The sequence below is a fragment of the Solibacillus sp. GQ1 genome (assembly GCF_059758555.1).
In genome coordinates this window covers 14,006-30,492 of record NZ_JCAXEX010000007.1, presented here as the reverse complement: position 1 = coordinate 30,492, position 16,487 = coordinate 14,006, and the positions used below count along the sequence as shown (strand labels likewise).

General features: G+C 39.9%; 18 protein-coding genes. 7 read left to right on the top strand and 11 right to left on the bottom strand.

The features are described 5' to 3' along the window. Nucleotides 1-67 precede the first annotated feature (67 nt). Nucleotides 68-1,243, top strand: a complete 1,176-nt coding sequence (locus tag AC6CH1_RS18165) for an alanyl-tRNA editing protein (RefSeq protein WP_498318729.1) — start codon at nucleotides 68-70, stop codon at nucleotides 1,241-1,243. A 195-nt stretch (nucleotides 1,244-1,438) separates the two neighbouring features. On the opposite strand, the gene AC6CH1_RS18160 is transcribed toward AC6CH1_RS18165, so the two are convergent. From AC6CH1_RS18160 to AC6CH1_RS18115, 10 genes are all read right to left on the bottom strand, one after another. Continuing rightward, nucleotides 1,439-1,795 carry a rhodanese-like domain-containing protein gene (locus AC6CH1_RS18160; protein ID WP_251691388.1) on the bottom strand — a complete coding sequence of 119 codons (357 nt, stop codon included), beginning with the start codon at nucleotides 1,793-1,795 and terminating at the stop codon, nucleotides 1,439-1,441. Between the two features lie 170 nt (nucleotides 1,796-1,965). Then, complete coding sequence (locus AC6CH1_RS18155) at nucleotides 1,966-2,784, bottom strand: metallophosphoesterase (RefSeq protein WP_251691386.1); 819 nt, start codon at nucleotides 2,782-2,784, stop codon at nucleotides 1,966-1,968. 191 nt (nucleotides 2,785-2,975) lie between these two features. Further along, nucleotides 2,976-3,347 carry a GntR family transcriptional regulator gene (locus AC6CH1_RS18150; RefSeq protein ID WP_251691384.1) on the bottom strand — a complete coding sequence of 124 codons (372 nt, stop codon included), beginning with the start codon at nucleotides 3,345-3,347 and terminating at the stop codon, nucleotides 2,976-2,978. A gap of 485 nt (nucleotides 3,348-3,832) precedes the next feature. Further along, nucleotides 3,833-4,237, bottom strand: a complete 405-nt coding sequence (locus AC6CH1_RS18145) for a Na+/H+ antiporter subunit G (RefSeq protein WP_251691382.1) — start codon at nucleotides 4,235-4,237, stop codon at nucleotides 3,833-3,835. After that, on the bottom strand, nucleotides 4,215-4,499 hold the full coding sequence (locus AC6CH1_RS18140; RefSeq protein ID WP_008407457.1) for a Na(+)/H(+) antiporter subunit F1: 285 nt from the start codon (nucleotides 4,497-4,499) through the stop codon (nucleotides 4,215-4,217). The genes AC6CH1_RS18145 and AC6CH1_RS18140 overlap by 23 nt, the downstream gene beginning before the upstream one ends. Beyond that, entirely contained in the window at nucleotides 4,496-4,978 is a 483-nt protein-coding gene (locus AC6CH1_RS18135) for a Na+/H+ antiporter subunit E (protein WP_079523224.1), read from the bottom strand. Before AC6CH1_RS18135 ends, AC6CH1_RS18140 begins: the two co-directional genes overlap by 4 nt. 14 nt (nucleotides 4,979-4,992) lie before the next feature. After that, a complete protein-coding gene (locus tag AC6CH1_RS18130) occupies nucleotides 4,993-6,477 on the bottom strand; it encodes a Na+/H+ antiporter subunit D (RefSeq protein WP_251691380.1) in 1,485 nt (494 codons plus the stop codon). Next, on the bottom strand, nucleotides 6,470-6,808 hold the full coding sequence (locus tag AC6CH1_RS18125; RefSeq protein ID WP_008407452.1) for a Na(+)/H(+) antiporter subunit C: 339 nt from the start codon (nucleotides 6,806-6,808) through the stop codon (nucleotides 6,470-6,472). The genes AC6CH1_RS18130 and AC6CH1_RS18125 overlap by 8 nt, the downstream gene beginning before the upstream one ends. Before the next feature lies 1 nt (nucleotide 6,809). Then, nucleotides 6,810-7,232: a Na(+)/H(+) antiporter subunit B gene (locus AC6CH1_RS18120; RefSeq protein ID WP_251691378.1), complete on the bottom strand. Its 423-nt coding sequence runs from the start codon at nucleotides 7,230-7,232 to the stop codon at nucleotides 6,810-6,812. After that, entirely contained in the window at nucleotides 7,219-9,630 is a 2,412-nt protein-coding gene (locus AC6CH1_RS18115) for a Na+/H+ antiporter subunit A (protein ID WP_498318728.1), read from the bottom strand. Before AC6CH1_RS18115 ends, AC6CH1_RS18120 begins: the two co-directional genes overlap by 14 nt. A gap of 332 nt (nucleotides 9,631-9,962) precedes the next feature. On the opposite strand from AC6CH1_RS18115, the gene AC6CH1_RS18110 reads away from it, so the two are divergent. The 5 genes from AC6CH1_RS18110 to AC6CH1_RS18090 all read left to right on the top strand — a co-directional run bounded on the left by AC6CH1_RS18110 (nucleotide 9,963) and on the right by AC6CH1_RS18090 (nucleotide 14,372). Next, nucleotides 9,963-10,649 (top strand): adenine nucleotide alpha hydrolase family protein, encoded by a 687-nt coding sequence (locus tag AC6CH1_RS18110; RefSeq protein WP_251691374.1) that lies wholly within the window; start codon nucleotides 9,963-9,965, stop codon nucleotides 10,647-10,649. A 68-nt stretch (nucleotides 10,650-10,717) separates the two neighbouring features. Further along, complete coding sequence (locus AC6CH1_RS18105; protein WP_498318726.1) at nucleotides 10,718-11,422, top strand: FadR/GntR family transcriptional regulator; 705 nt, start codon at nucleotides 10,718-10,720, stop codon at nucleotides 11,420-11,422. A gap of 109 nt (nucleotides 11,423-11,531) precedes the next feature. After that, the gene (locus AC6CH1_RS18100; protein ID WP_251691370.1) at nucleotides 11,532-12,248 is read left to right on the top strand and encodes a (Fe-S)-binding protein; all 717 of its coding nucleotides are present in this window, start codon (nucleotides 11,532-11,534) and stop codon (nucleotides 12,246-12,248) included. A gap of 19 nt (nucleotides 12,249-12,267) precedes the next feature. Further along, on the top strand, nucleotides 12,268-13,695 hold the full coding sequence (locus AC6CH1_RS18095; protein WP_427714128.1) for a LutB/LldF family L-lactate oxidation iron-sulfur protein: 1,428 nt from the start codon (nucleotides 12,268-12,270) through the stop codon (nucleotides 13,693-13,695). Next, nucleotides 13,692-14,372 carry a LutC/YkgG family protein gene (locus AC6CH1_RS18090; protein ID WP_498318725.1) on the top strand — a complete coding sequence of 227 codons (681 nt, stop codon included), beginning with the start codon at nucleotides 13,692-13,694 and terminating at the stop codon, nucleotides 14,370-14,372. The genes AC6CH1_RS18095 and AC6CH1_RS18090 overlap by 4 nt, the downstream gene beginning before the upstream one ends. A 42-nt stretch (nucleotides 14,373-14,414) precedes the next feature. Here AC6CH1_RS18090 and AC6CH1_RS18085 read toward each other — a convergent pair whose 3' ends face one another. Continuing rightward, the gene (locus tag AC6CH1_RS18085) at nucleotides 14,415-15,614 is read right to left on the bottom strand and encodes an MFS transporter (protein ID WP_251691364.1); all 1,200 of its coding nucleotides are present in this window, start codon (nucleotides 15,612-15,614) and stop codon (nucleotides 14,415-14,417) included. Nucleotides 15,615-15,800: 186 nt separating this feature from the next. On the opposite strand from AC6CH1_RS18085, the gene AC6CH1_RS18080 reads away from it, so the two are divergent. Further along, entirely contained in the window at nucleotides 15,801-16,481 is a 681-nt protein-coding gene (locus AC6CH1_RS18080; protein WP_251691362.1) for a YetF domain-containing protein, read from the top strand. Nucleotides 16,482-16,487 lie beyond the last annotated feature (6 nt).

The following is a 16,487-nucleotide window of genomic DNA, read 5'->3' as shown; positions in this document are numbered from 1 at the left end:
AATCATTATTTACACCGTGACAGCAACGTTTTCATATGACAAACTAGAAACTAAGGAGTGATGGACTTTGAAAAATCTATTTTATTACGAAGATGCAATGATAAAGGAATTTACGGCACAAGTTGTGAGAACAGGTAAAGACGACACAGGAAATTTCATTGTACTAAACAATACGGCGTTTTATCCTACTGGTGGCGGGCAACCCCACGATACGGGCTGGATTAATGAATTGGAAATTATCGATGTTGAGAAAATTGATGAGGAAATTCGTCATTATACGGCAGCCGATGTGTCGAATATTTCCGGGGAAATATCCGGGAAACTTCATTGGTCGCGCCGATTCGACCATATGCAACAACATGCGGGACAACATATTTTAACAGCAGCCTTTGTGGAATTATTCGATATGGCGACAGTGAGCTTCCACTTAGGGACAGAGCTTGTCACAATCGATTTAAATGTTGGCGAAGTATCGGAAGATCAGCTGGCAGTAGTGGAAAAACGGGCTAATGAAATTATTTGGGAAAACCGTCCTATTGAAACTAAGTGGGTGACAAAAGAAGAATTAGCACAATATAACTTACGGAAAGATGTAAAAGTCGACGAAGATATTCGTTTAGTTATTATCCCTGACTATGACTACAATGGCTGTGGTGGTACACATCCCACTTCTACCGGACAAGTAGGCTTATTGAAAATTTTAGCTACAGAGAAAATGAAGAAGCAGATTCGTGTACACTTCGTCTGCGGCAATCGCGTGTTACAGCAGCTGGCTATGCGTAAACAGGTTTTAAGCGATGTGGCACGCCAATTGAGCGCACCGGAAGATGAAGCTGCTGATGCGTTGCGTAAATTCGCGAAAACAGCAAAGCAAACAGAGAAGAATTTAACGGAAGCACAAGATGCCCTTCTTGAATTCGAAGCAAAAGAATTAGCAAACGAAACAGTTGCTGCAGCGACATTTGAAAACCGCTCGATTCAAAGCCTGCAGAAGCTGGCGCGTTTTATTACACAGCAAAATGGTGAGGCAATCGCACTGCTCGTTGCCAATAATGAAGACAAGCTACAATTTGTTGCGGCACGCGGCAGTGAGCAAACAAAATCGATGAAAGATATTTCTGCAACTGCTTTACCGCTCATTAATGGTAAAGGCGGCGGAAATGATGCACTTGTCCAAGGCGGCGGTGAAAAAACCATTTCAGCTGAAGCGCTGATTGAGGCAATGAAAGAAGCAGTTCGATAAAGTGAAACTTCAATCCGTGGGGGTTTTCCACCACGGATTGTTAGTTGAACCAATCGGGCTTTTACGGGTAGTTGATCTCCCGCCTATTTTTTTGCCCTGCCTAAACCTGGAGGTTGGAGTCTTACTACCCGTTAATGCGGGATAAATGAAAAAGAAGCTAATGATGGGTTGAGCCATTCATTAGCTTCTCTTATTTTATCCTGCACGCAGTCCATTCATCCCACGGCGAACATTTGTTATATCGGTATAACCTAGCTTTACGAGTTCCTTGCACGCTTTATTACTGCGCGCACCACTTTGGCAAATGACAACAACAGGACGATCTTTCGGCAAATCCCCTAAATACGTTCCAAGCGGACGATTAATAAACTGAGGAATATGGGCCTCTTTATATTCTTTTTCCGTCCGGACATCCACAAATACATATTTCTCGTCTTCCAGTAAAGGCTGCAGTTCTTTTGTAGTAATATATTTCACGCCTTTTTTCGGCATAAAACGCACAATCATTGCAATAATTCCCACCATTGCAAGTAGTGTAATAATCCCTTCCATTTGCATACTCCTAAAATCTATTTTCACTTATTTTACGATAATCTGCATAAGCTTACGAATATTTTGCGCTGTGATAACGGGAATTCCGCCCTTTATTGAAGGTCTGGAAATATATTAGAACTTTTTGCAGTTTATTAGAAAACCTGCAGCATATATTAGAAAACTACTAACTAGCTTTCCTTTTTCAACTCAACGACATAAATTTCAGGCAGATTAAAGACCCGGTAAGGAAACAGGCTGTTCCCCAAGCCCCGATTTACAATCATTTCCGTATCCTGCTGTTCATAAATACCTGCTGTGTATGTTGGCATGAAACCTTGAGTTGGCGCAAAAAGTCCGCCGATAAATGGCAGACGAATTTGACCACCATGTGCATGTCCTGTTAACACTAGGTCAATGTCCTTTTCAACATATGTTTCAAACACCTCAGGACGGTGCGACAGTAGCACTTTAAATGCATCTGGATTCATATTGTACAGTGCTTCATCGATCGACTGTCCCACTTCTTTCCCCATTAACGGGTCCTCAATACCCGCAATGACAATGTGCTCTCCGTTGCGCTCCAACTGTACCGCATCATTCGGTAACACATGGACACCCAGCTCATTTAAAGCCGCATAAATTTCATCTGTTAAATTCAATGCAACCTCGTGATTGCCAAGAACATAGTAAACATCCGCAATATCGACTAATTGGCGCACAGCCTGCAAGCTGTTTTCCAAGTCATAGCGGCGACTATCCACTAAGTCACCCGTTATGAAAATAGCATCCGGTTTGGTAGCCCGCACTTTTTCCACTAACCTTGACTGATTTTCCCCGAATGTCGCATCATGCAAATCGGTAACTTGGGTAATCCGGTAACCATCAAAGCTTTCCGGAACTTTCTCTGATTCATGTACATAATCGGTTGTTACAAGCCAATTATTATTTATATATAAAAATAGATAGACAACACCTATAAAAATGATTAATTTCAATAACTTTTTCAATTTATTCGCTCAATTCATTGTGAGTTTTAAGCAGCGACTAATACCACCCATCTTTATCAATAATATTGAACTGTTTCGGAACATTCAAGTGTAAAATCCGTTTACCAATTCTTGAGTGGATTATTATAGCTTTCGTACTTGAAAGTGTTCAGTAAATCTATTAATAAACTAAGCGGTATACAATCATTCACTCACACCTCCTTTTGAATATGCTTGATCAGCTCAATCAAATCTTCATCCATCACGCCTAAACGTTTTGCTTCTTCTACGATTTCCTTTGCCATCTTCGTCAATGTGTCACTTCGTCTTGTTGTTAAAATCCGATGTTTTGCATCCCCGATCACGAACATTCCAAGTCCTCTCTTTTTATATAAAATTTCTTTTTCTACTAAAATTGTCAGGCCTTTTCCTGCGGTTGCCGGATTAATATTAAAAATTTCAGCAAGCTGATACTGCGAATACACTTTTCCTTCCGGAAGCACCCGATCCGCCAATATCTCATTTTCAATCCATTCCGCTACTTGCATATAAATAGGCATTGTACTTTGTGTGTTAAAAATCAATGAGATTCTCCTTTCCAAGTTATCCAGTACATTAGTGTTGTAATGTACTATACAAAAAACGAGCTTATTTGTCAATAAATAAAGAAATATTATCCACATATACTATTTATCCACAAAGTTATACACATTAACGTTAATTATCCACAATTTAATCACGATTTTTCAACAGATTGTATTATACTTATCCACAAAGAATATTGTGGAATTCTATTTTAGAACAAGATTCCAAAAAAATATTCGAATATATTTTCATTTGTTCTAAAAATCGTCACATTTTTCTAAGTTAAACCTGCCCATTCTTATAAAAAAATGAATAATTTTAATTTCTCGTAATAATGCTTAGTTAAAAAATAAATAACTGTCCCTTTACCTATGATAAGTACCGAACTTTATCTACAAGTTATCCACATTGCTCTATTTTTTATCCACTAAAAAAAGCATTCTAAAAGCGACATGCCATCACTTTTAAAATGCTTTTCCATTCATTATTTAATTTCTTTCAATGTAGCTTCCACTTCTTCTTTTACTTGCAAATTTTCTTCGCCGAACAGGATTTCATTTAATGCATCGTCTCCAGAACCTTCAGCTAGCGGTACGCGTGAACGATATGCCGCGCGACATACTAAATGCCCGGAAACAGGGGCTGTAATAAATACGAAGATAATCCCTAAAATGAGGCGAATACTCACATAGCCATCATGGATCCAAAAGTAAATGAACCCGCCGAACAAACAAAGCAATACAGAGAGTGTCGCACTTTTCGTTGCTGCGTGTGAGCGTGTATACACATCTGGTAAACGTATCATGCCGAATGCGCTAATGACACTCACAATTGCACCAAACAAGATAAGAAGTGCCGCCATTAATTCAATCAGCTGATTTACGTTCAACAATGACACCTCTTTCTATATATTTCGAGAATGCGATCGTTCCGATAAATGCTAAAATACCCAATATTAAAATGGCTTCCAAAAATGCCTTTGTTTTTAAAACAATCGACACGATGGCGATCGCAGAAATTAAATTTACACCAATCGTATCAAGTGCGATTGCGCGGTCAGGTAATGACGGCCCTTTTATCACACGAAATAGGGATAGTCCGATTGCCACCATAAATAGAACAAGTGCCGCCTTTAGAATCAAATCGATCATTGTGTCACCTCCAAAATGGCACGTTCAAACTTGCCGATTGAACGGAGTACCGTTTCTTTCGATTCTTCTATATCCATCGCATGAATATAAAACGTGCTGTTATCTTCTGAGACTTCCATTACAACAGAACCCGGTGTCAATGTTAATAACAGGGCCAATGTCGTTACTTGGTAGTCCCCTCTTAATTCTGTTTCATAAGTAAAAATGCCCGGTGTAAAATTCATCTGTGGATCCAGCACTTGTTTTAATACAGAAATACTTGATGAAAGCAGCTCTCGAATAAATATGAGGATGAGCTTAATAATCTTTAGTACACGACGCAAGTAAAACTGTGTTCCGAAAAATCGGTGCATAGCATATAAAATCAATGTTCCGACTAAAAAGCCTGACATAAACGTCGTAAAGTCTGCAGTTGGATCATCCTTCAACAAAAACCATAGCGCCGCAATAAATAAATTAATAATAAATTGACCTAACATGTGCTCACCCTCCTTTACTTATTCGTATTTAAAATCGCATCAATGTATACGGAAGGGTTGGATAATGTGTAGGCTGCATCATTCACATAAACTGCCAGCCCTTCTGCGCCAACTCCTAAAGCAACGATACAAATCGTCAATAGCACAAACGATACCATCGCACCGCGTGGCATCCGAATCTTGTCCTCTTCATTAATCGATGTTTCTCCAAAAAATGAAGCAAGGAAAATACGCATTAATGAATAGAGTACGATGATACTCGAACCGAATGCTAGTGCCAATAAAATATACGCCTCTGCTTCAACAGCACCTTGGCCGATCAATACTTTTCCGATAAACCCGCTTAACGGCGGAATTCCGACAAGCGCACACATCATAATAAAGAACAGCCACCCAAATACCGGATAAATTCGAATTAACCCATTCATATTTTTCACGACAATTTCCCCTGTTAAAAGCACCATTGTTCCAATAAGTAAAAACAGCAGCGCCTTACCAAGCATATCGTGGATTAAATAATAAACCGCGCCTGCCATTGCTGACTCAGTTCCGATCGCAAGTGCCACCATTATAAAGCCAACACTAATGATGACGTTATACGTAGCAATTGTCCGAACATCGCGTCCGGCAAATGCACCCATACATCCCGCAATAATCGTCAGCCCTGCCATCACACCGATGGCCGTATGCGTAATTTCCGGCTGTAACGGGAACATAAGCGTGAACGTACGGAATAATGCATACATGCCGACTTTTGTTAATAGCGCAGCAAATAATGCCTGTACTGCTGTTGGAGGCACACTGTAAGAACCAGGCAGCCAAAAGAATAGCAGCAATCCTCCTTTTAAAGCAAAAACAATGAGGAAAACAAGTGCGACAACCGTTAATAACGGATCTTGACCGGCTTCTGCAACGCGCTGTGCAATATGTGCCATATTAAGCGTCTTTAACGTTCCATACATAAACGCCAGTGCAACGAGGAAAATCCAGGATGCGACAACATTAATGAGTACATACTTGATCGACTCGCGCAGCTGTATCTTTCCCCCGCCTAATGCAACTAATACATATGACGCCAGAAGCATTACTTCAAAACAAACGAATAAGTTGAAAATATCGCCTGTTAAAAACGAACCGTTTACACCTGCCAGTAAAAACAACACAAATGGATAAAAATACATTCTTTCATGACGCTCGCCAATTGTGGAAAAAGCATAAATTAAACAGATCGTTGTAACGATGCTTGCCGTTAAAACAAGCAGTACCGCGAATGAATCGGCGACAAATAAAATACCGAACGGCGGTGCCCAACCACTAAAGTCTATACGCATGATACCTTCTGTTTGAATAAGCTGTAGCAGGACAACAGAAGTCCCTATTACAAAAATCATTGTAATTAAACTTACAACCCGCTGAAGTTTAATATTATTATTTAAAAATACTAATAATGCGGCCGTTATTATCGGCACAATCATTGGTAAAACTATTATATTATTCATCTGATGACCCTCCAAGTTCCCCTAGATCATCGGTTCCGTTCATTAAATACATCCGATAAGCCAGCACAAGTAAAAATGCCGTAACAGCAAAGCTAATAACGATTGCTGTTAAGATCAATGCTTGTGGCAAAGCGTCGGTATATGGTGCGGCCGCTTGACCTAATAACGGCACACTCCCCTTCTTCAACCCGCCGACCGTCAATAACAATAGGTGAACGGCATGAGATAAAATGGCGGTGCCGACAATCACGCGTATGACACTACGAGAGAGGATTAAATAAGTAGCGACTGCGACTAGAATGCCGACAAGTACAATCATTAATGATTCCATACTATTCATCCTCACTTATATTTAAAATAATCGTTACGAGTGTACCGATAACCGTCAATGCGACACCTGCTTCAAAAATCGTAACAGTGGACAAATGCTTTTCTCCTATTAACGGGAGATTATAATAGCCATCCGTCTGCGTTAAAAATGGTACGTCAAAGAAAATCGAGGCAATGGCCGAGCCGGTCGCCAGCAATACACCGATTGCAGCAACTTTTTTAAAGTCGAACGGCATCCCCTTATGCACAGTTTCAATATCGTATGTCAAATATAACAGGACAATCCCCGAGCCAAGAACTAACCCGCCGATGAATCCTCCGCCTGGAGCATTATGTCCTGCAAAAAATAAATACATACCAAGCGTAAAGACGATGAAAACAACGCCTCGTACAACTGATTTTAAAATAACATCATTTACTTTCAACGTCTCCATCCCCCTTTTTCGCCTTAAGCTTAATAAGTGTGTAGACGCCTAGACCTGCAATGAAAAGTACAACTACTTCAAGCATCGTATCAAATGCACGGAAATCGCCTAATATCGTGTTGACGATATTTTTCCCGCCAGCCAGATCATACGAGTTCTCAAAGTATTTCGAGATTGGTTCAAAACGATCGTAATTCATTACAGCTAATCCGATCAGTGTCACAGTTGCACCGACCGCAACCGAAATTGTCACCTTCGCGAAACGCCAGCTTTTCGAAATATACTCATTTTTAAGCTTCGGTAGATATTTAAATGATAGTAAGAACAGTGCTGTTGTAACCGATTCAACGACAAGCTGCGTCAGCGCCAAATCAGGAGCTCTAAATACTACGAAGAAAAAGGCAACAGAATACCCGAGTACTCCATTCAACAGCACGACTGTAATACGCTGCTTTGCAAAAATAATCGCAATTGCAGCCGCAATCATAACGAATACAAGAACTAATTCATATGGCTCAATCACCGAGTCTTTCGAAGGATTCCAGCTGAATACGTCCGCATAAATCATATACCCTGCCAGTAGCGTTACAAAAAATACATAGATATAAACGAAATAATACGTTAAATTACCGTTCATATAACGGTTTGTTACACGTCCTGATACACTCTCACTTGAATTAATCACACGTTCATAAATCGCATTTAGCGTAAAGCTTTGCGGTATCCACAGATAGACAGGACGCCATTTTTTTAATGTACGGTATAAGAAAACCCCTACAACAATGACACCAAACGTCATAATAAGTTCCGTATTTATATAACCATGCCATGCTGCGATATGAGGCGTCATTTCCTCTACAGATGGGAACATTGGGTAAATGCTTGCCATCGCCGGACTTAAAATATAATGTCCCAAAACATTCGGGAATATAAAAATTCCAATCACGAAGGCAACTAAAATAAATGGTGAAATTAACATACCAAACGGCGCTTCATGTGGCGGCTTTTCCAGACGATCCGGCTGTATTTTCCCGAAGAATGTACGCATGACGATAATGACACAGTAAATAAACGTAAATACACTGGCCACCCAGGCGATAATCGGGAATAAAAGGCCGATGCTATCAAGTGAGAAAATATCAAGCTGTGTAATTTTTAATGTTGCTGCAAAGAACATTTCCTTACTTAAAAAGCCATTAAATGGTGGTAAACCTGCCATTGAGGCACTTCCGATTACTGCAATCGTAAATGTAAATGGCATTAACGCCATCAATCCGCCTAATCGGCGAATATCGCGTGTTCCTACTTCATGATCGACAATTCCGACCATCATAAAGAGCGCACCTTTAAATGTCGAGTGGTTGATTAAATGGAATAGTGCAGCAAATGTAGCCTGCGTATAAATAACCGATTGTGTTGAATAACCAAAATGCAGTGCTGCAGAACCAAGACCAAATAAAGACATTATCAGTCCAAGCTGACTAATTGTGGAATATGCCAGCAGTGCCTTTAAATCATACTGGCGAACCGCATTGAAGGAACCCCAGAATAATGTTAGAAGACCTACCCCGCTCACTGCCCAGAACCATACTTCATGCCCGCCGAAAATCGGTGTTGTACGAGCTACTAAGTAAATACCCGCTTTTACCATCGTTGCAGAGTGTAAATAGGCGGAAACAGGTGTCGGTGCTTCCATCGCATCCGGCAGCCAAATATGGAACGGGAACTGTGCTGACTTTGTAAACGCACCTAAAAGTACAAGACACATTGCCGGAACAAAATACACGCTCGATTGCACGACATCCAAATTCGCAATAATTTCGCGAATACTAAACGTTCCGGATGCAACATATAACATTAAAAAACCAGCGAGCATCGCAACACCACCAGAAACGGTAATGGTCATTGCTTTACGCGCACCTGCACGAGATGCTTTACGATGATGCCAAAATGCAATTAACAGGAATGACGATACGCTCGTTAATTCCCAAAATACATAAAGCACCATTAAGTTATCTGAAAAGACGACGCCTAACATCGCGCCCATAAATAATAGTAAATAGCAATAGAAATGGTGTAATGATTCTTTCGTTGATAAATAGAAAATTGAGTAAAGTATTACTAAACTGCCTACCCCAGTAATGAGTAAGCTGAAAATCATACTCAAGCCGTCTAAATAAGTAGTAATATTAATACCGAAAGAGGGGATCCACTCAAATGTCTTTATGAACATTTCACCATTGGCAATTCGAGGGATATATGTAGCTAAAAGCGAAAATAAAGCAACAGGGACAATTAATACGAACCAACCTAAATGTATATTCTTAAATCTCCTGTATATTAATGGGATTAATGCTGCAGCAAGAAACGGAAGCATAATCGAAAAAGCAATAAGCAAAAGCAATAACCTCCTAACCGAGTGAGCCAATAAAATATGTAAAGTTCGGCAATCGAACAATCACACTTGACTATCTATATAACTATCTTCATAATAATGTGGCATATGGGGAATATATTTTCAAACAAGGGTAATTTAATAAAAATTGGAAAAGCAAAAATATAACAAAAAATTTACTGAATATAAATATGCATCATAGAAATAAGTATACAATAATAATGGGTGCATTGCACTGTAATAGCCTTCGTTTTATCTCAATTATGCTTAATTTCTCAATATATATTCGGATTCAATTCATTATTATAGGATAAGAAAAAGAGGTGCGAACTAAAATGAAACATGTTAAAGGCCGATTAGACGAAAGTATTTTGGTTTGTGTATATTACGGACAAAATGGTGAGCGTTTAATTCGCCGAGGACACAAGCTTGCTACATTACTTGACTGCCCATTATATGTGTTGACTGTTGATTCAAAGCCACTTGATGCATTTGATGCAGAAAAATCCGGCTATATCGAACAGTGGAAAGAACTGACTGATGAATTGGAAGTAGAACAATTCATTATTAAGGATAATGAAAAACGCCCATTCCATAAAGTGATTACAGAAATCGCAATGGATTTTAATATCACGCAAATCATCGTAGGTCAGAGTGCTCAAAGCCGCTGGGAGGAAATCACAAAAGGTTCTTTCTTGAATGTTCTCTTAAAAGAAGTACCATTCGTTGATTTTCATATAGTATCGGTAAAGCGTCCTTCTGAGGATGAACTGATCGATGTTTACGAAAAAGGTGTACGTGCTTATATAATCCAGGAAAATGATTATTATAAAGTCGTGTTTACATGCCCTAAAATTATTGCTCTGGAAGGGATTTTCTTTAAGGAAATCGGGACAGACTTTGATAATGGTATATTCAAGTTTAATTATAACGGGAAACTTTTAGAGGCCGATATAACAGAAGGTACTGTTAACAACCCTGAAATTCTTCCTAAAGATCGCTTTACTTCATTAAAACCTTAATACAAAGCTGTTTCCAAGTTATTGGAACAGCTTTTTTTAGAATTTATAAAGCAGGAAGGATTTTTAAAATGAAATTTGAAGTACCAAAAACAAAAAAACTATATGAACAAATAGCCGCTATTATTGAACAGAAAATTATGATCGGGGAAATATCACCTGGTGATAAATTGGATTCCGTTGAACAGCTTGCAAAAAACTTTGAAGTTGGTCGCTCTGCAATTCGTGAAGCTTTAACTGCTCTTCAGGCACGTGGTATTATCGAAATCCGCCAAGGAGAAGGAACTTATATCCGCAAAGTAACGGCCCAGGATATTTCGTTAAATATTCCTACATACGTATCCTTTTCACAGCAGGATTTACAGCAAATATTTGAAGTACGAAAAATTTTGGAATTAGGATTAATCGAAAATGCTGCAAAACACAGAACAAATCGTCAGCTTGAACAATTAAAAGAAGCACTCAGTAAAATGAACCATGCTCTAATCGATCCTGAGACAAGCAGTAATGCCGATATGCAATTTCATGCAATCATTGCTGAAGCAGCGGACAACCCTTTACTAGTTTCAATGCTGCAAAGTGTTTCAAAGCCGATTGCACGCCAAATCCAGCATACTCGTTCCATTTTATCCACTACAGATCATGCTGCTTTATACAACTTACACGAAGAACATACCGCGATTTACAATGCTTTAGTGAATGCAGATGATATACAGGCTAAAAAGGCGATGGCAAAACATCTTGAAACCGTCGAATCATTACTTTTCAACCAATAATGTTTTAATACAATATTATTCTCTTTAAATACTAATTTCCCAAGTCATCAGATGACCTGTTGACTTAATTATCAGAAAGTTGTAAATTTAATGGAACAGGGGGGATTGGATGAATGTATCATTATTCGCTACATGTTTAGTCGATATGATTCAAAGTAATATCGGGAAAAACACGGTTGAGTTATTGGAGCGCTTAGGTTGTACAGTAAGTTTTCCAAAAGGCCAAACTTGTTGCGGTCAGCCGGCCTATAATAGCGGCTATGTAAAAGCTTCTAAAGAAACGATGAAAAACACAATTCGAGTTTTTGAAGATGCAGAAGTCATCGTCTGTCCATCAGGTTCTTGTGCATACATGCTGAAAGAATATGTTCATATTTTTAAAGATGAACCGCTTTGGCAGGAAAAGGCACAACGAATCGCAGACAAGACTTATGAACTGACACAATTTATTGTCGATGTACTTAAAATTGAGGATGTTGGAGCAAAACTGAACGGAACGGCTACTTATCACCCTTCCTGTCATATGACGCGCTTATTGAAAGTGCAGCAGGCTCCTCTCACATTGCTCCAGAATGTAGACGGTCTTGAACTGCTTGAAATGCCTCTAAAGGATAATTGCTGCGGTTTTGGCGGAACATTCTCTATTAAAATGGGACAGATCTCAGAACAGATGGTAGATGAAAAAATTGCTTCTGCCGAGCAAATTGCTGTCCATTATTTAATAGGAGCTGATGCCGGATGTCTCATGAACATCGGCGGACGGATTGACCGGAAAAACATTGAAATTAAAACAATGCATATCGCAGAAATATTGAATTGCCGCTAATAGAGAGGACGTGTTTCAAATGGCGATGAAAATCAGTCAGCAAAAATTTAAAGAACGTCTTTCGACCAACTTGGAAAATGATTTTATGCGCGGTGCGGTAGCAGGCGCTCAACATCGTTTTCAAACAAGACGGAGCGCTGCTGTTGATCCTTTAGATTGGGAAGAATGGCGCAATCATGGAGAAGAAATCCGGCAGCATGTATTGGAAAATCTTGATTACTATTTACATGAATTGAGTACAAACGTTGAAACGCGAGGCGGCCATGTGTTTTTTGCACAAACTGCAGAAGAAGCTACCGAATACATTTCAACAATTGCCCAACAGAAAAATGCAAAAAAGATAGTGAAAGCTAAATCGATGGTAACCGAAGAAATCAATTTAAACTCACACTTGGAACAACTGGGATGTGAAGTAATTGAAACCGATTTAGGCGAATATATTTTGCAGCTTGATGACCATGACCCCCCTTCACATATCGTGACGCCGGCACTTCATAAAAATAAAGATCAGATTCGGGAAGTATTTGAACAAAAAATTGGCTATACGGCTTCCTCCCAACCTGAAGAACTAGCACTGCATGCCCGCAAAGTTTTACGTGATCATTACTTAACGGCGGATATCGGTATTACAGGATGCAATTTTGCCGTTGCCGAAACGGGTTCTGTTTGTTTAGTAACTAATGAAGGAAATGCGGATTTAGTAACTGCATTACCTAAAACGCAAATTTCCGTCATGGGGATGGAACGTTTAGTACCAACATTTGAGGAAATGGAAGTACTTGTCGGCATGCTGACACGCAGCGCGGTTGGCCAGAAGTTGACAAGCTATATTACAGTGCTGACAGGCATCAAAGAAGCTCTCGAAGTCGATGGCCCCGAAGAATTCCATTTAGTCATTGTAGACAATGGACGTTCCTCGATTTTAGGTGGCGAATTCCAATCGATTTTACAATGTATTCGCTGTGCGGCATGTATTAATACATGCCCTGTTTACCGCCATGTCGGCGGACATACGTACGGATCTATTTACTCAGGTCCCATTGGTGCCGTGTTATCCCCCTTATTGGGTGGTTATGATGATTATAAAGAGCTTCCTTACGCTTCTACTTTATGTGGTGCATGCACGGATGTATGCCCAGTGAAAATTCCATTGCACCAATTGCTTCATAAGCATAGGGAAGTGATTGTGGAACGGGAAGGCCGTGCCCCGATCAGTGAAAGTTTGTTAATGCAGGCATTTGGAATGGGCACTTCTTCGCAATCAATCTACCAGTTGGGCACTAAAGTAGCTTCAACCGTTATGAAGCCGTTCACGAAAAACGAGAAAATTACAAATGGTCCCGGTCCTCTGAAAAACTGGACAGCGTATCGTGATTTTCCTTCCGTACAAAAAGAACGTTTCCGTGACTGGTTCGAACAGCATAATAAAGGAGGCAAATCTAAGTGATTCAAAATCGAGAATCCTTTTTACAAACTGTCGCTGCTCGTCTTGGCAGGTCCGCCCCTTCTTTAACAAAACCGGAACGAAACTGGAAGCACCTCCCTCAACACGAAGTATTGAAGGATGCTTCGATGGAAGAACTTATCGAAGTGTTGAGAGAACAATGCTTGAACATCCACACTACATTAAAAAAATGCACACAGCAGCAGTTGCCTGAAATATTAAATGAAACAATTGCAGAATACGGTGGTGGGCGTGTAATTTACAGCAATGATCCGCGTTTTAGAGTATTGAATGTGTTATCGGTTTTTGAACAATATGAACATTTAAAGTGGCAATCTGCAAACGGTAAGGAAAATATCGATTTTGCTGAACAGGCAAATGTCGGTGTCGTAATCAGCAACGTGACATTAGCGGAATCCGGCACAATTATGCTTCAAGCATCACCGGAAGTCGGCCGGACGCTTTCATTTTTACCTGAAAATTCTATTGCCATTATACCGAAAAGCAGCATCGTTCCCCGCATGACACAAGCTGCCCAGTTTTTACGAGAGCAGTCACATGTCTCGTCCTGTGTTAATTTCATTACAGGGCCAAGCAACTCCGCAGATATCGAAATGAACTTAGTCGTCGGCGTACACGGGCCGGTGAGAATGACGTATATTTTGGTGGAGGATTATTAAAAAAGAACTTCGGACATAAAAATCCGAAGTTCTTTTATTTTCCTATTCCCCTACTCGATCACGCGGCAGGAAAAATGCTACGAGCAACAATAATGTCAGTACCGATATAGCATTCATTGTGAAGTGTATTCCCATTTTGTCGATAAGGATTCCGATAACAACCGAGCCAATTGCTCCCATTCCAAATGCAACACCGACTGTTAAACCGGCCATTGTCCCGATTTTGGATGGGACAAGTTCCTGTGCATACACAACAGTCACTGTAAAGCTAACCATAATCAAGAGTCCGATAATAATAAGTAAAACCATTACAGCAGGCAAAGGAACAAACGGAAGTGCCAAGCAAAACGGAATCGGGGCGATCACCGAAAGCAATATAACATTTTTCCGACCGAAGCGATCTGATAATGGACCACCAAAAAATGTGCCTACAACCCCAACTGCCATGAATATAAAGATAAACAGCTGACCGCGCTCAATACTCATCCCATATTGTTCTGATAAATAAAAGACATAGAAACTTGTTATATTCGTAACGTAAAACGAACGAGCAAATATAATGAACAGCAGTACGATTAAAGCCATTCCAACCTGCTTTTTCGTTAAAGGAGGCAAGGATGAAATCAGCATTTTTTTAATTTTTGATCTCTTTTCCGCTTCGAGCTGACGTTTATACCACATCGATATTTTCGTTAATAAAAAGATTCCGATTGCTGTAAAAATAAGAATAACGGAAACGCCGTACATTCCGAAAGGCAAAATGATAAATGCGCTTAGTAATGGGGCTAATGCCTGTCCGCTATTGCCCCCTACCTGATATATGGACTGAGCCAAGCCTCGCTTATTACCTGCCGCCATAAACGACACGCGTGAGCCTTCTGGGTGGAAAATAGCTGAACCAAGTCCCAAGAATAGAACCGACACTAAAATCATCCAGTATTCGCCCGATAATATGAGCATTGTCAGCCCGATAAACGAGCTCACCATCCCAAGCGGCAATGCATACGGAAATGGCTTCTTATCTGTCATAAATCCGACGGCCGGCTGTAGAAGGCTGGCAACCATATTCAGGACAAACGAAATCATACCAAGCTGCGTAAACGTTAATCCTAAGTCCCTCTCCAATAATGGGAACATTGCCGGTATAACTGCCTGCATCGTATCATTAATTAAGTGACATACCCCTATCGAGACCATAATTGGGTAGACAGGGTTTGATTGTTTTACTGTTGTAGTCGACATTTTTTCACATTCTTTCTGCTATCAATACATTACTCATAATTTTTAATTCAGCAACTCGCTAATTTTATAAAAATACCCCTCAATTTTGCCTCTCGTATTGAATGCACTAAGGGTGCATAGATAATCGCATTTTATTCATACTACCCTTTATAAGGAGGGATTATCATAGAACTGAACCTTGGCGAAATGATTTTACGTGCAAGCTTTTCCTTTTTCGCGATATTAATACTCGCCCGCATCATCGGTAAAAAGCAAGTGAGTCAGCTCACTTTCTTCCATTATGTCACGGGGATCACTTTTGGTTCGATTGCTGCCGAAGTCTCGACTCAAGTGGAAACCCCTTTTTTAGACGGCATGGTTTCTTTAATCGTGTGGGCTGCATTAACAATTACCGTTAGTTATATTTCATTCAGATCTTCAAAAGCACGTATCCTTTTTGACGATAAACCGTCGATTGTCATTAATAACGGTGTCATATTAAATAATGAATTGAGAAAAGCACGGCTTCATCCGGACGAGCTCGCTATGCTGTTGCGTGAACAGAGCATTTTCTCATTTGATGAAGTACTATATGCCGTTTTTGAAACAAATGGAGAATTAAGTGTCCTGAAAAAGCCGCTTGCCCGGACTGCAACAAAAGAAGACGTATCAGTGTCTGCCCCTGCCCCGCAATACTTTCCTCTGGAATTGATTTCGGACGGGAAAATTATTCAGAAAAACTTAACGGAGCTTCAGCTTACTGAAGACTGGCTCAGAAAAAAATTAGCGAAGAAAAATATCCACGAGATCGATAATGTTTATTATGCGCAAATTTTAGAAAATGGATCACTTTATATTAGTATTAAAAATGCTAGTCCACCTTCATAACCATTT